Raw genomic sequence first — 14,282 nt, forward strand, 5'->3', positions numbered from 1 at the left:
CATGGAGACGCTCATGATTCCCGGAGAACTGTTGCCCGCCGATGGCGAGATCACGTTGAATGCGGGACGCCCGACGATCAGCGTCACGGTCGCCAATACCGGCGACCGTCCGATCCAGATCGGCTCGCACTTTCACTTTTACGAAGTCAACGACGCACTGCAATTCGATCGCGAAGCGGCACGCGGCTTCCGACTGAACATCACCGCCGGCACCGCCGTGCGCTTCGAGCCGGGTCAACGGCGCACGGTCGAATTGGTGGCGCTCGCGGGCGAGCGTCGCGTGTACGGGTTCGCCGGTCGTGTCATGGGGGCGCTATGAAGATTTCACGCCGCGCGTATGCGGAAATGTTCGGCCCCACAGTGGGCGACCGTCTGCGACTTGCCGATACCGAACTGTTCATCGAGGTCGAACGCGACTTCACGATCTACGGCGAAGAGGTGAAATTCGGCGGCGGCAAGGTGATCCGCGACGGCATGGGCCAGTCGCAACGGACGCGTGCCGACGTCGTCGACACGGTCATCACCAATGCCGTCATCATCGATCACTGGGGTATCGTCAAGGCCGACATCGGGCTCAAGGACGGCCGCATCTGGGGCATCGGCAAGGCCGGCAATCCGGACATTCAGCCGGGCGTGACGATCCCGCTCGGCGGTGCCACGGAAGTGATTGCCGGGGAAGGCATGATCGTGACCGCAGGCGGCATCGACTCGCACATCCACTTCATCTGTCCGCAACAGATCGACGAGGCGCTGTCCTCCGGCGTCACCACGCTGCTCGGCGGCGGTACCGGCCCCGCGACCGGCACGAACGCCACGACGTGCACGCCCGGCCCCTGGCACATGGAGCGCATGCTGCAGGCCGCCGACGGCTGGCCGATCAACCTCGGCTTCCTCGGCAAGGGCAACGTGAGTCAGCCCGCACCGCTCATCGAGCAGATCGAAGCGGGCGCCATCGGACTCAAGCTTCACGAGGATTGGGGATCGACCCCGGCAGCCATCGACGCATGCCTGTCGGTCGCCGACGCCACCGACACGCAGGTCGCGATCCATACCGATACGCTCAACGAAGGCGGCTTCGTCGAGGCGACCGTCGCCGCCATCAAGGGACGCACGATCCACACGTATCACACGGAAGGCGCCGGCGGCGGTCACGCACCGGACATCCTCAAGGTGTGCGGCGAGGCGAACGTGCTGCCGTCGTCGACCAACCCGACGCGCCCGTACACCATCAACACGCTCGACGAACACCTCGACATGCTGATGGTCTGCCATCACCTCGATCCGGCCATCGCGGAAGACATTGCGTTTGCCGAGTCGCGCATCCGGCGCGAGACGATCGCGGCCGAGGACATCCTGCACGATCTCGGCGCGCTGTCGATGATCTCGTCGGACTCGCAGGCGATGGGACGCGTGGGCGAAGTCGTGATGCGCACCTGGCAGACGGCGCACAAGATGAAGGTCCAGCGCGGGGCACTCGGCACCGACTCGTCGCAGTCGGACAATTTCCGCGTCAAGCGTTATGTCGCCAAGTACACGATCAATCCCGCGATCACGCACGGCATGGCGCACGAGATCGGGTCGATCGAAGTCGGTAAGTGGGCCGATCTGGTGCTGTGGGAACCGGCGTTCTTCGGCGTGAAGCCATCGCTGATTCTCAAGGGCGGCATGATCACGACAGCGCTCATGGGCGACCCGAACGCGTCGATCCCGACGCCTCAGCCGGTGCACTATCGCGAGATGTTCGGCGCACGCGCCGGCGCAATGGCGCGCACCTCGCTCACCTTCGTGTCGCAAGCGGCGTACGATGGCAACGTGGCCGGACATTACGGTCTGACCAAGCGCGTCGTGCCGGTGCGCAATATCCGGCAAGTGACCAAGGCCAACATGGTGAACAACGACTGGCTCCCGCACATCAGCGTCGACCCCGAGACCTATCAGGTCATCGCCGACGGCCAACTGCTGACCTGCGAACCGGCGACCGTGTTGCCCATGGCGCAACGCTACTTCCTCTTCTGACCATGACTCACGCCTCCGAACCGTCCGCTTCCGGACACGACGCTTCGCCCACAGCGGCGCTGCGCCGCGTCGAAAAGCGCTTTGAAGCCGGTCGCATCGCGGCGCCGCTCGTGCGACGTGCCCCAGCGCTGGTATTGCCGTTCGATGCGCGCAGCAAGAGCCGTCTGCGCGCCACGCTCGAGACGGGTGAAGACGTCGCGCTCTTCCTGCCGCGCGGCACGGTACTGCGCGGCGGCGATGTGCTCGTGGCCGACGACGGCGGTTTCATTCGCGTGGAGGCCGCCGCCGAGACCGTGTTGCTCGTGACGGCAGCAACGCCGCTGGCGCTCACGCGTGCCGCCTACCACCTCGGCAATCGCCACACGCCGGTCGAGGTCGGCGACGGTTATCTGAAACTCGAATACGACCCGGTGCTGCGCGACATGCTCCTGCGCCTCGACGTCGACGTGGCGGAAGCGCTGATGCCGTTCGAGCCCGAAGCGGGCGCGTATGGCGGCGGACACAAACATGGCCACGACGAAACCTATGCCGAGGACTTCGCGCTCGCCCAGCGCGTGTTTCACGAGCATCACGGTCACTCACACGAGCATGATCACGACCATGTGCACGGGCCAGGATGCGATCACGATCACGGGCATTCGCACGCGCAGCCACACACGAGCGAGCACGGGAACGCTCACGTGCATGGCCCGGGGTGCGGTCACGATCACGCGCATCTTCTCGAAGGGGATCACGTTCACGGTCCCGGTTGCGGTCACGATCATGCACAGCCTGTGAACGGCGACGAATCCTCTCCAGCGGAGCTACCCGATGACGGCAAGCCTGCCCAGTCCGCTCGCTGAACCCGTCGCAAGCGCGTCGCTGCAGTCGCTCGCCGCGCTGCTGCATCTCGCGTCGCCGGCATTACCGATTGGCGCGTTCAGTTATTCCCAGGGACTCGAGGCTGCGGTCGAGCACGGCATCATCCACGATGCCCCGAGCGCTGGTCAGTGGATCGCCAGTCAGCTCGACGGCGTCTTCACGACCGGTGAGCTGGCGTTGCTGGCGCGGCAGTGGCGTCACTGGCAAACAGGCGATGTTGCCGCACTCGCGCACGTGAACGACTGGTTGCTGGCCACGCGTGAAGCTGCCGAATTGCGCGCGGAGACAGAGCAGATGGGCTGGTCGCTCACGCAGCTCGCGCTTTCGCTCGAATGGGGGACGGCCGGACAGCGCGAATGTCTGGAGGCGATGCGTCCGATCGCCCTGCCGACGGCCTTCGCCTTCGCAGCGTTGACGCATGGCGCGGCGCTGGCGGACACGCTCGTCGCCTACGCGTTCAGCTGGCTGGAAAACCAGGTCGCCGGGGCGCTCAAGGCCGTGCCACTCGGGCAACTTGCCGCACAACGGGTGATCGTCGGACTGCGGCCCTGCGTGGTGGCGGCAGCCGAGCGCGCCATGTCGCTGCCCGACGATCGGATCAACACCTTCTCCCCCGGGCTCGCGATACTCGCGTCGCGTCACGAAACGCAGTACTCACGCCTGTTCCGTTCATAAGACGCCCGGCATTGCGTCTTCCCTTATCGCCATTCACCGCCACCCACGACATTCGCCATGACGACATCTGCCAACGCCCGTCGCACCAAGAAGAATCCGCCGCTGCGTGTCGGCATCGGAGGCCCGGTCGGCTCCGGCAAGACCACCCTGACCGAGATGCTCTGCAAAGCCATGCGCGAGCGCTACGACCTGGTGGTCATTACCAACGATATCTATACGAAGGAAGATCAGCGGCTGCTGACGGTCGCCGGCGCGCTGGCGCCGGAGCGCATTCTGGGCGTGGAGACGGGCGGGTGCCCGCATACGGCGATTCGCGAGGATGCATCGATCAATCTCGAGGCCGTCGAACGGATGCTGGACCGGTTCCCGGACGCCGATGTCGTCTTCATCGAGTCGGGGGGCGACAATCTCGCGGCCACCTTCAGCCCCGAGCTGTCGGACCTGACGATCTACGTGATCGATGTGGCGGGTGGGGAGAAGATCCCACGCAAGGGCGGGCCGGGCATTACGAAATCGGATCTGCTCATCATCAACAAGACCGATCTCGCGCCGTACGTGGGCGCTTCGCTCGACATCATGCGCTCCGACACGCAGAAGATGCGTGGCATGCGCCCGTTCGTCATGGGCAACATGAAGGAAGGCAAGGGCCTGCAGGAGATCATCGGCTTCATCGAAGCGCGGGGGATGCTGGCGTAAGCCCGGGGCGATGCCAGGCGGGATCGCCCGCCATTCCGAGGATTCGCGACAGCTTACCGCTGCGTCACCGTGAAGCCGTGCTCGCGCAGCAGTTGCAGCACACCGTGCGGGCCACCGAGATGGAGCGTGCCGATGGCGACGAACAACGGCTTGCCCGGGTCCGCCAGCAGCAACATGCGCGCCACAAAGCGCCGGTTGCGCGAGTAGAGAATCCGCTCGTCGATGGCGTCGGCCAGTGCCGCGTTGCGACGCACCTGCGCGGCCTTGCCCTGCGACCAGTCGAACACGAGCTCCGCATCGCCCGCGCGCCACAACCGGTGCAACTCCTCGACCTGCGCCGTCGCCGTCTTCGGCGTGAGTACCAGCTCCTGCGCCAGCAATTCGTTCTGCTGGGCGGCTGTCAGGCCCGTGAAGGCGTCCATCTGCTCGGCCAGCGATTCGAGGCCGACAATGCGGCCGCGGTAGATGTTCTCCAGTTGATTCTCGGTGCCGTACTCCGTCTGCAAGTCCGCCCCCATCGAATCGAGCGTCTCGACGAGCAGCGCCGCCAGCCACGGCCGCATGTGGCGAATCTCGGCGAGCATCTCGGGGTTGCCCTTGAGACGGTCGCGCAACTTACGCCATAACGGCGCCGGAATCAGCTTCGGAAGACAGGCGCGCGGACACATGCCGTACTTCTGCACATCGTCCTGCGACATCGTCAAATCGTCGGGCGAAAGCTCGAACGCCACCGTATTCGACACGCGTAACGCATCGACCACGCCCTTGCGGAACGGATAGTCGTCGGGCTTGCCTACGTGCAGGGTGCCCATCACGTAGATGGTGATATCGCCCTTGCGAGCTTCGTAGAACGGCAGATTGGCGCCCGGCGGCGATTCGCCGGGCTCCGGAACCACCAGCGGCAACGTGCGCGGCACGACAGGACGCGGCGCGGCAGTCGTTGCCGCATCCAGCGTGACGGCAAGCGTCATCAGCAAGCAACCGAACAGCCAGCCGGTCAAAGCAACGCCCCGGCGAACGTGCGTCGCGCGTGGTGGTCCACCCAATCTCGTTATCCCTCAATGTCTTCAACCCGATGGCACGCCACCAGACGTCCCTCGAGCTTGCGCAATTGCGGCACTTCCTCACGGCAATGGTCGATCGCGTACGGACAGCGCGGCGCAAACGCACAACCCGGCGGCGGTCGCAACGGCGACGGCAATTCGCCGATCAGCGGAATTTTCACCCGCCGTTCCGACGCCTTGATCGCCGGCGTCGCCGACATCAGCGCCTTGGTGTACGGATGCAGCGGCTTGCCGAACACGGCGGCCTTGGGACCGTGTTCGACCGCGCGGCCGAGGTACATCACCATGACGTCGTCGGCCACATGCTCGACCACCGCGAGATTATGCGACACGAACACGTAACTCGTCGCGTATCGGTCCTGCAAATCCATGAAAAGATTCAGGATCTGTGCCTGAATTGAGACATCCAGGGCCGAAACCGGTTCGTCGGCAACCACAATGGCCGGCGACAGGATCATCGCCCGGGCAATCGCCACGCGCTGACGCTGCCCCCCGGAGAACATGTGCGGATACCGCGCCACATGCTCCGGACGCAGCCCCACGGTGCGCATCATCGCCGCGATCTTCTCGCCCCGCTCGGCGCGGCTGAGCGGCGTATTGATGGCCAGCGGCTCGTCGAGCGCCTGCCCCACGGTCTTGCGCGGGTTGAGCGACGCATAGGGGTTCTGGAACACCATCTGCACCCGCGTGCGCAAGGGCGCCAGCTCGCCGGACGACGCCGACGTGGTCTCGGTCGCGTCGATCACGAGCCTGCCCGACGTCGGTGGCTCGATCAACGTCAGCACACGTGCCAGCGTCGATTTGCCGCACCCCGACTCGCCCACGACGGCCAACGTACGCCCGGCCGCCAGTTCGAACGACACCCCATTCAGGGCCTTGACCGTGGCCTGCCCGCGCATCAGCCCGCGGTTGACCGTATAAAAGCGGGTCAGGTCGCTGGCGGCCAGTACCACTCGCCCATCCGTCGTTGGCGCCTGCGCCGGCTCCGGAGGCGTCGCCAGAATCGTATCGCTCATTGCGCCCCCCCAATGGTTTGACCGCCCGCCGCCCCATGCGGCAACGGCTTGAAGCAACGCACCAGCGGCGAGCCTGTCGCCGTCGGGCCGGTGTAGGGCTCGAGCGCCGGCTGCACCTCGCGGCAATGGTCATCCGCATACGGACAGCGTGGCGAGAGCAGGCACCCTGCCGGACGGTCGTCGCGCCCCGGCACCACGCCCGCCAGCGTATGCAGACGCCGCACGCCCCGGTTGTGCTCCGGAATCGCCGCAAGTAGCGCTTCGGTGTAGGGATGATGCGGCGCGTCGAACAGCGCCGGCACCTGCTGCACTTCGATGACCTGCCCGGCGTACATGACCGCCACGCGGTGCGCGACTTCGGCCACGACCGCCAGATCGTGCGAAATCAGCACGAGCGACATGCCGTAGTCCTTCTGCAGTTGCAGCAGCAGCGCCATGATCTGCGCCTGAATCGTGACGTCGAGCGCGGTGGTCGGCTCGTCGGCGATCAGCAGCTTCGGACGGCAGGCGATCGCCATCGCGATCATCACCCGCTGGTTCATCCCGCCCGACAACTGGTGTGGATAGGCCCCCAGTCGGTTGGCGGCGTCGGGAATCTCCACCTGTTCGAGCAGCTCGACGATGCGATCGCGCAAGGCACGTCCGCGCAGCCCCATGTGACGACGCAGCACTTCACCGATCTGATAGCCGATGGTGTAGCTCGGATTCAGGCTCGTGAGGGCGTCCTGGAAGATCATCGACACGTCGCGCCCGACAATGCCGCGGCGCTGGCGGGCCGAGGCGTGCAGCAGATCGCGGCCGTCGAAGCGCACTTCGTCGGCAATCACGCGCCCCGGGGCATCGATCAGCCCCATGAGCGCGAGCATCGTCACGCTCTTGCCCGAGCCCGATTCACCGACCACGCCAAGGATCTCGCCCTGGCCGACGTCGAGGTCGATGGCATCGACGGCGCGCGCGCCGTCGAAGTCGACCGATAGATTTCGAATGGAGAGCAGACTCATGCGATTCGTTTCAGTTTGGGGTCGAGCGCGTCGCGCAGGCCGTCACCGACCAGATTGATGGCGAGCACCGAAATGACGATCGCAAGTCCCGGCAGTGTCACGATCCACCAGGCACTTTCCATATAGTCGCGTGCCGACGCAAGCATCGAGCCCCACTCGGCGAGCGGCGGCTGCACGCCCAGGCCGAGGAAGCCGAGCGCGGCGGCGTCGAGAATCGCGACCGAGAACGAGAGCGTGGCCTGCACGATGAGCGGCGCCGCGCAGTTCGGCAGCACGGTCGAGAACATGAGCCGCAGCGTACCGGCCCCGGCCATGCGCGACGCCACGACATATTCGCGCTGCAACTCGCCAATGGCCGCTGCACGCGTGAGGCGGACATACGCGGGCAACGTCACGATCGCGATGGCGATGGTCGTGTTGGCCAGGCCCGGGCCAATGACGGCCACCACGGCCACGGCCAGCAGCAGCGACGGCAGCGCCATCATCATGTCCATGAGCCGCATGATCGGCGTGTCGAGCCAGCGCGGGAAAAACGCGGCGAGCAGCCCGAGCAGAATGCCCGGGATCAACGACAGCACCACCGACGACAGGCCGATCCAGAACGACAACCGCGCCCCGAAGATCAGGCGCGAGAGAATGTCGCGACCGGCTTCGTCGGTGCCCAGCAGGAACTTCGCATTGCCGCCGTCGAACCACGCGGGCGGCACCTTCACGAAGTCGCGGTATTGCTCGATGGGGCTGTGCGGCGCGACCAGCGGCGCGAGAATCGCCGCGGCGAACATCAGCAGCAGCACGATGGCGGCGGCCGTGGCACCACGGTTGGCGGTAAAGCTGCGCAGGAACTCCCGGACCAGGCGCGCACGAGGCGTTGCCGTGACGGCGGCGGGAGGCGGCAGCGTAGCAGGCGTGTCACTCATGATTGACCTCCTTCAGTGCCGAATGCGCGGGTTGACGACGCCATAGAGCACGTCGACCAGCAGGTTGACCAGAATCACGCCCGTCGCGATGAGCAGAATGCCACCCTGCACCACCGGATAGTCGCGTCGAAGAATGGCGTCGATCAACCATTTGCCGATGCCGGGCCACGAGAACACGTTCTCGGTGAGCACCGCGCCGGCCAGCAGCGTACCGACTTGCAGACCGATCACCGTGATCACCGGAATCAGCGCATTACGCAGCGCATGCACCACGATCACGCGCCACGGCGAGAGACCCTTCGCGCGGGCCGTGCGAATGTAGTCCTCGCGCAGCACTTCGAGCATGGCCGAGCGCGTCATGCGCGCAATCACGGCGAGCGGCACGGTGCCGAGCACGATGGTCGGCAGGATCAAGTGGCTCACCGCCGAGCTGAACGCGCCTTCGTCGCCCGAGAGCAAGGTGTCGATGAGCATGAAGCCGGTCACGCTCGGAACGTCGTACTCGACACCGATGCGTCCGGACACCGGTGTCCATTGCAGGTCGACGGAGAACAGCATGATGAGCAGCAGCCCCCACCAGAAGATCGGCATGGAGTAGCCCGTGAGCGCCGCCCCCATGGTGGTGTGGTCGAGCATCTTGCCGCGTCGCAGCGACGCGGCCACGCCGGCGGGCAGGCCGACGACAAGCGCGAAGATCATCGCGCACAGCGCCAGCTCCAGCGTAGCGGGAAAGCGCGCGAAGAACTCGTGCAGCACGCCTTCGTTGGTCACGATGGAGCGTCCGAGGTCACCTTGCGCGGCGTGCTTCAGATAGACGAAATACTGGGTGGTGAGCGGCTTGTCGAGTCCGAGCCGCTTCATCGCTTCGGCGTGCATGACGGGATCGAGGTTTCGCTCGCCCACCAGCACTTCGATCGGATCGCCGGGAATGAGGTGAATGAGCGCGAACGCGAGCACGGTAATCCCGATGAATGTGGGGATAACCATGCCCAGTCGTCTCAGGACGAATCTCAGCATAGGAGGGTTCCGTGGGGGCTTCGCGCACCGCCCGCCCCCGGCGCAGGGACGAGTGGCGCAGTGCCGCGTTAATCAATCGTGGACGAATTGCCGTCCTGGTGCGGCAAACGGACCCGGGCGCGGCGGCCGGGTCCGTTTGCTTGTTACCGGTCGAACGTCTTGCCGGTTCAGTTCAGCGACACACCGGCGAAGCTGTTACGGCTGAACGGGCTCAGCTTGAAGCCCTGCACGCTCGTGGACATCGGCTTGTACTGCGTGGAGTGCGCGATCGGAGAGAACGGCAGTTGCTGCGCGAAGATCTCCTGCGCTTGCGTGTACAGCTTGGTACGCGCGCCCTGGTCGGTCGTCTGGCGCGCCTGCTTGATGAGATCGTCGAACGGCTTGTAGCACCACTTCGAGAAGTTGTTGCCGTTCATCGAATCGCAGCCGAGCAACACGCCGAGCCAGTTGTCCGGATCGCCGTTGTCACCGGTCCAGCCGATGAGCAGGGCGTCGTGTTCGCCGGCCTTGGCACGCTTGATGTACTCACCCCATTCGTACGTGACGATGTTGGCCTTCACGCCGATCTTGGCCCAGTCGGCCTGAATCATCTCGGCCATCAGCTTGCCGTTCGGGTTGTACGGGCGTTGCACCGGCATGGCCCACAGCGTGATCTCGATTCCCTTCACGCCCGCCTTGTCGAGCAGCGCCTTGGCCTTCTCGGGGTCGTAGGTCGACGACTTGATGTTCTTGTCGTAGGACCACTGCGTCGGCGGCATCGGCGCGCCGTTCGACAGTTGACCGGCCGAACCGTAGACGGACTGGAGGATTGCCTTCTTGTTGATCGCCATGTCGAGCGCCTGACGCACTTCCACGCGATCGAGCGGCTTCTTCTGCACGTTGTACGCCACGTAACCGAGATTGAAGCCGACTTGGTCCGGCATCTTCAGCTTCGACGCCTTGCCCTGCGACTGGATCTCCGCCTTGAGTGCATCCACATCGGCCGGACGCGGATAGGTCGCGACCTGGCACTCGTTGCGCTTGAGCTTCTGCATGCGCACGTTGGCGTCGGTCGTGATCGCGAAGATCAGCTTGCCGACCTTCGGCGGCAGCGCGGCGTTCCAGTAATCCTTGTTGCCGTCCAGACGCAGCGTGGCGTCCTTCGTGTAGCTGCGGAAGATGAACGGGCCGGTGCCGACCGGCTTGAGCGCGATGTCGCGCGGGTTGTTGGCCGCGAGCAGCTTGTCGGCGTATTCCTTCGACAGGATCGACGCGAACGACATGGCGAGGTTCTGGATGAACGGCGCGTCGACCTTCTTCAGCACGAAGCGCACGGTGTACGGATCGACGATCTCGATCTTGTCGATGTCCGCCTGCAGGCCCATGTCGACGAAATACGGGAATTCGGCGGGGTATGCCTTGCGGAACGGCATCTCGCGATCGCCCATGCGCTCGAAGGTGAACTTCACGTCTTCGGCGTTGAAGTCGCGCGTCGGCGTGAAGTAGTCGGTCGTGTGGAACTTCACACCCTTGCGCAGATGGAACGTGTAGACCTTGTTGTCCGGCGAGATGTCCCACTTCTCCGCGAGCGACGGCATGACCCCCGTCTCACCCGGCACGAAGGCGATGAGGCGGTTGTAGATGGCGTCGGCGGGATCGAAATCGGTACCGGTGGTCAGTTGCCCCGGATCGAAACCGGCGGGGCTGCCCTCGGAGCAATACACGAGGGTCTTGTTCGGGAGCTCGACGGCTGCGGCGGGCGGGATCACGGCCGCACCGGCAAGCAAGGTCGCTGCCAAAAGCAAACGCAGGGTGTGAGTCTGTTTCATAGGCTCCTCGGGATTTTCTTGTCATGACGTCCGGCGACGACCCGCCGCCGGACCCTCGGGCGATATTACTGAAGCTTTCCGCCCGTCACAACACGCCAAATCCCTAGCAATCCGCCTATTTGTGGTGTTTTTGATTAGGAAATCACTTAATTGTGATTAGAATTGACTTCCTAAGCACCCTATCGTTGGCAAACGATTGCGCACACCTTACAGGCCAAGGCGCTGCCACATGGTCTTGGTCGCCGATGCCGCATTCAATGTGTAGAAGTGCAGACCCGGCGCACCGTCGGCGAGCAGTCGTTCGCACAACGCCGTCACCACGTCCAGACCGAAGGCACGGATCGACTCACGGTCGTCGCCGAAGCTCTCCAGACGCTTGGCGATCCAGCGCGGCACTTCGGCGCCGCACATTTCCGAGAAACGCATCATCTGCGAGTAGTTCGTGATCGGCATGATGCCCGGCACGATCGGCACGCTCACGCCCAGGCGCGAGGCATCGTCGACGAAACGGAAGTACGCGTCGGCGTTGAAGAAGTATTGCGTGATCGCGGCGTCGGCGCCGGCCTTCACCTTGTTGGCGAAGTGCTCGAGATCCAGACGCGGCGACTTGGCCTGCGGGTGGTATTCGGGGTAAGCCGCGACTTCGATATGGAACCAGTCGCCCGTCTCGGCACGAATGAACTCGACGAGCTCGGACGCATAGCGGAACTCACCGATCTCGCCCATCCCCGACGGCAGGTCGCCGCGCAACGCCACGATGTGACGGATGCCGTTCTGGCGATAAGTCTGCAGAATGTTGCGGATATTGTCCCGGGTCGAGCCCACGCACGACAGGTGGGGCGCAGCTTCCACGCCTTCACGCTGGATGTCGATGACGGTGTCGAGCGTGCCCTGCTGCGTCGAGCCGCCGGCGCCGAACGTCACCGAAACGAATTTGGGACCGAGCGGGAACAGTTGCTCGCGCGTGGCGCGCAGCTTCTCCGCGCCTTCGGCGGTCTTGGGCGGGAAGAATTCGAAACTGAAGGAAGGTTGCGTCATGATCGTCTTGTTATCGTGAGAGCCTCATGACGCACGTCTGGCGTGCACGAAGAACTCCCGGTTGCCGTCACCACCGGCGATGGGACTGTCGAGCCAGGCGGCCACGACCAGTCCGAGCGCTTCGCAGGCGGTGCGGATTTTTGTCTCCACTTGCGCGTACTGCGCGGTGTCCCGAACGAGGCCGCCGCGGCCGATGTGCTCGCGTCCGACTTCGAACTGCGGCTTGACCAGCATCAGCAGATCGCCGGTCCGGGCGAGCAGTGGCGCAATCGCAGGCAGCACCAGCGTGAGCGATATGAACGACACGTCTCCCACGATCAGGTCGAAGCCCGCCTCGGGAACGGCATGCATTGCCCCGCCGTCGTCTTGCGCCTCGCGCTCCGCCTCGCCCTGGGCGAGACGTTCGTCGAGCATCTCGCGCGACAGATGCCGCGCGTTGATGCCCTCGAGCGACACCAACCGCGCCTGCCCGGCCAGACGCTGATGCAACTGGCCGTGACCGACGTCCACCCCGACCACCTGCGCGACACCGGCCTGCAGCAGGCAATCCGCGAAGCCGCCCGTCGACAGGCCGACGTCCAGCGCCACGCGGTCGGTCACGTCGAGCCCTGTCTGCGCGAGCGCCCCGGCGAGCTTCAGCCCGCCGCGCGACACGTAACGATCTTCGCCGGGCAGACCGTCGGCCGCCGCACGCACTTCGATGGCTTCATCGTCCGCCACGACCTGGCTGGCCTTCTTCAGCGCCGTCTCGGTGCCCGCGTAGTACACGCGTCCGGCATCGATCAGGCGTTGGGCGGCGGTGCGAGAGGCGGCCAGTCCCCGGGAGACCAGGGCCTGATCGGCACGAAGCGCTTGCGACATAACTACGGCTTTCCTGCAAAGAACGGATGAATCCGATGAATCCGGCGAAACACCGGTATTACACGTTGGTGGCGCGCTCGCCGCCGAAAACCACGGCGGAAAGAATCCACGAAATCAAGCTGTAAAGCAGCGAGCCGAAGAGCGCCGCCCAGAAGCCCGAGACTTCGAAGCCCTTCACGACGTGCGCGGCCAGCCAGAACAGCAGCGCGTTGATCACGAAGATGAACAGCCCCAGCGTGAGCACCGTGACCGGCAGCGTCAGAATGACGAGCAGCGGGCGCAGGAACGCGTTGATCAGGCCGAGCACGATCGCGACGATCAGCGCCGTCCCGATGCTCTTGAGCTGAATGCCCGACACGACGTATGGCAGAACGAGAAGCGCGATGGCATTGATGAGCCAAATCAGCAGCAGACGCATGGCAAGCTCCGAAGAACATGCCGGCGCGGGAAACGCCCCCGACGCCGGCGTTGGTGAAACCGCTTCCGATCGTCCGGACAGGCCGCACGCCCGCGCTTTCGCGCAGGCGTGCGGATGTCCGGAACCTATCGATCAATAACGGTAGTGCGACGGCTTGAACGGGCCGTTCTTGTCGACGCTGATGTACTTCGCCTGATCGTCGGTCAGCACGGTCAGGTCGGCACCGATACGGCCCAGGTGCAGACGCGCGACCTTCTCGTCCAGATGCTTCGGCAGCACGTACACGCTGTTCTTGTACTTGGCGCCGTGCACGAACAGTTCGATCTGGGCGAGCGTCTGGTTGGTGAACGAGTTGCTCATCACGAACGACGGGTGACCCGTGGCGCAGCCCAGGTTCACGAGGCGGCCTTCGGCCAGCAGGATGATGCGCTTGCCGTCCGGGAAGATGATGTGATCGACCTGCGGCTTGATGTTTTCCCACTCGTACTTGCGGGTCGACGCCACGTTGATTTCCGAGTCGAAGTGACCGATGTTGCACACGATGGCCTGGTGCTTCATGGCGGCCATGTGATCGTGATCGATCACGTGGAAGTTACCGGTGGCCGTCACGAAGATGTCTGCCTTGTCGGCAGCGTATTCCATCGTCACGACACGGTAGCCTTCCATCGCGGCCTGCAGTGCGCAGATCGGATCGATTTCCGTGACCCACACCGTGGCGCCCAGGCCGCGCAGGCTTTGAGCGCAGCCCTTGCCCACGTCGCCGTAACCGGCCACGAGCGCGATCTTGCCGGCGATCATCACGTCGGTGGCACGCTTGATACCGTCGACGAGCGACTCACGGCAGCCGTACAGGTTGTCGAACTTCGACTTGGTGACCGAGTCGTTCACGTTGAT

At 64.7% G+C, this 14,282-nt stretch carries 15 protein-coding genes; 5 read left to right on the forward strand and 10 right to left on the reverse strand.

Annotation, left to right across the window (positions count from 1 at the left end; genetic code table 11):
• Positions 1-13 precede the first annotated feature (13 nt).
• From ABWO90_RS17490 to ureG, 5 genes are read left to right on the forward strand one after another with little or no spacing between them, the layout of a single operon-like run.
• Positions 14-319: an urease subunit beta gene (locus ABWO90_RS17490; RefSeq protein WP_353192493.1), complete on the forward strand. Its 306-nt coding sequence runs from the start codon at positions 14-16 to the stop codon at positions 317-319.
• Complete coding sequence (gene ureC / locus ABWO90_RS17495) at positions 316-2,016, forward strand: urease subunit alpha (RefSeq protein WP_353192494.1); 1,701 nt, start codon at positions 316-318, stop codon at positions 2,014-2,016. Before ABWO90_RS17490 ends, ureC begins: the two co-directional genes overlap by 4 nt.
• 59 nt (positions 2,017-2,075) lie before the next feature.
• Positions 2,076-2,858 (forward strand): urease accessory protein UreE, encoded by a 783-nt coding sequence (gene ureE, locus ABWO90_RS17500; RefSeq protein ID WP_502922652.1) that lies wholly within the window; start codon positions 2,076-2,078, stop codon positions 2,856-2,858.
• Positions 2,827-3,552 carry an urease accessory protein UreF gene (locus ABWO90_RS17505; protein ID WP_353192495.1) on the forward strand — a complete coding sequence of 242 codons (726 nt, stop codon included), beginning with the start codon at positions 2,827-2,829 and terminating at the stop codon, positions 3,550-3,552. The genes ureE and ABWO90_RS17505 overlap by 32 nt, the downstream gene beginning before the upstream one ends.
• A 57-nt stretch (positions 3,553-3,609) precedes the next feature.
• Positions 3,610-4,248, forward strand: a complete 639-nt coding sequence (gene ureG / locus ABWO90_RS17510; protein ID WP_353192496.1) for an urease accessory protein UreG — start codon at positions 3,610-3,612, stop codon at positions 4,246-4,248.
• A gap of 53 nt (positions 4,249-4,301) precedes the next feature.
• Here the strand turns inward: ureG and ABWO90_RS17515 are convergent, their stop codons facing one another.
• The 10 genes from ABWO90_RS17515 to ABWO90_RS17560 all read right to left on the reverse strand — a co-directional run.
• Positions 4,302-5,249, reverse strand: coding sequence for a TraB/GumN family protein (locus tag ABWO90_RS17515; RefSeq protein ID WP_353192497.1), 948 nt, complete (start codon positions 5,247-5,249; stop codon positions 4,302-4,304).
• A gap of 50 nt (positions 5,250-5,299) precedes the next feature.
• The gene (locus tag ABWO90_RS17520) at positions 5,300-6,328 is read right to left on the reverse strand and encodes a peptide ABC transporter ATP-binding protein (RefSeq protein ID WP_353192498.1); all 1,029 of its coding nucleotides are present in this window, start codon (positions 6,326-6,328) and stop codon (positions 5,300-5,302) included.
• The gene (locus tag ABWO90_RS17525; RefSeq protein ID WP_353192499.1) at positions 6,325-7,329 is read right to left on the reverse strand and encodes an ABC transporter ATP-binding protein; all 1,005 of its coding nucleotides are present in this window, start codon (positions 7,327-7,329) and stop codon (positions 6,325-6,327) included. Before ABWO90_RS17525 ends, ABWO90_RS17520 begins: the two co-directional genes overlap by 4 nt.
• Entirely contained in the window at positions 7,326-8,246 is a 921-nt protein-coding gene (locus ABWO90_RS17530; RefSeq protein ID WP_353192500.1) for an ABC transporter permease subunit, read from the reverse strand. The genes ABWO90_RS17525 and ABWO90_RS17530 overlap by 4 nt, the downstream gene beginning before the upstream one ends.
• Before the next feature lie 12 nt (positions 8,247-8,258).
• Positions 8,259-9,263: an ABC transporter permease subunit gene (locus tag ABWO90_RS17535; protein ID WP_353192501.1), complete on the reverse strand. Its 1,005-nt coding sequence runs from the start codon at positions 9,261-9,263 to the stop codon at positions 8,259-8,261.
• Between the two features lie 167 nt (positions 9,264-9,430).
• On the reverse strand, positions 9,431-11,071 hold the full coding sequence (locus tag ABWO90_RS17540; protein ID WP_353192502.1) for an ABC transporter substrate-binding protein: 1,641 nt from the start codon (positions 11,069-11,071) through the stop codon (positions 9,431-9,433).
• Positions 11,072-11,278: 207 nt separating this feature from the next.
• Positions 11,279-12,109, reverse strand: coding sequence for a methylenetetrahydrofolate reductase [NAD(P)H] (metF, locus tag ABWO90_RS17545; RefSeq protein ID WP_353192503.1), 831 nt, complete (start codon positions 12,107-12,109; stop codon positions 11,279-11,281).
• Between the two features lie 24 nt (positions 12,110-12,133).
• A complete protein-coding gene (locus ABWO90_RS17550; protein WP_353192504.1) occupies positions 12,134-12,970 on the reverse strand; it encodes a TlyA family RNA methyltransferase in 837 nt (278 codons plus the stop codon).
• Between the two features lie 58 nt (positions 12,971-13,028).
• On the reverse strand, positions 13,029-13,388 hold the full coding sequence (locus ABWO90_RS17555) for a phage holin family protein (protein WP_353192505.1): 360 nt from the start codon (positions 13,386-13,388) through the stop codon (positions 13,029-13,031).
• A 132-nt stretch (positions 13,389-13,520) separates the two neighbouring features.
• Positions 13,521-14,282, reverse strand: a 762-nt coding sequence (locus ABWO90_RS17560; protein ID WP_353192506.1) for an adenosylhomocysteinase, incomplete at its 5' end; no start/stop codon positions are given.

This window comes from Pandoraea pnomenusa (assembly GCF_040391475.1).
Lineage (GTDB): Bacteria > Pseudomonadota > Gammaproteobacteria > Burkholderiales > Burkholderiaceae > Pandoraea > Pandoraea pnomenusa_C.

Coding starts and splice junctions, on each gene's coding strand:
- ABWO90_RS17490 (WP_353192493.1), top strand. CDS start 14: ATGATTCCCGGAGAACTGTTGCCCGCCGATGGCGAGATCACGTTGAAT.
- ureC (WP_353192494.1), top strand. CDS start 316: ATGAAGATTTCACGCCGCGCGTATGCGGAAATGTTCGGCCCCACAGTG.
- ABWO90_RS17505 (WP_353192495.1), top strand. CDS start 2,827: ATGACGGCAAGCCTGCCCAGTCCGCTCGCTGAACCCGTCGCAAGCGCG.
- ureG (WP_353192496.1), top strand. CDS start 3,610: ATGACGACATCTGCCAACGCCCGTCGCACCAAGAAGAATCCGCCGCTG.
- ABWO90_RS17520 (WP_353192498.1), bottom strand. CDS start 6,328: ATGAGCGATACGATTCTGGCGACGCCTCCGGAGCCGGCGCAGGCGCCA.
- ABWO90_RS17525 (WP_353192499.1), bottom strand. CDS start 7,329: ATGAGTCTGCTCTCCATTCGAAATCTATCGGTCGACTTCGACGGCGCG.
- ABWO90_RS17530 (WP_353192500.1), bottom strand. CDS start 8,246: ATGAGTGACACGCCTGCTACGCTGCCGCCTCCCGCCGCCGTCACGGCA.
- ABWO90_RS17535 (WP_353192501.1), bottom strand. CDS start 9,263: ATGCTGAGATTCGTCCTGAGACGACTGGGCATGGTTATCCCCACATTC.
- ABWO90_RS17540 (WP_353192502.1), bottom strand. CDS start 11,071: ATGAAACAGACTCACACCCTGCGTTTGCTTTTGGCAGCGACCTTGCTT.
- metF (WP_353192503.1), bottom strand. CDS start 12,109: ATGACGCAACCTTCCTTCAGTTTCGAATTCTTCCCGCCCAAGACCGCC.
- ABWO90_RS17550 (WP_353192504.1), bottom strand. CDS start 12,970: ATGTCGCAAGCGCTTCGTGCCGATCAGGCCCTGGTCTCCCGGGGACTG.
- ABWO90_RS17555 (WP_353192505.1), bottom strand. CDS start 13,388: ATGCGTCTGCTGCTGATTTGGCTCATCAATGCCATCGCGCTTCTCGTT.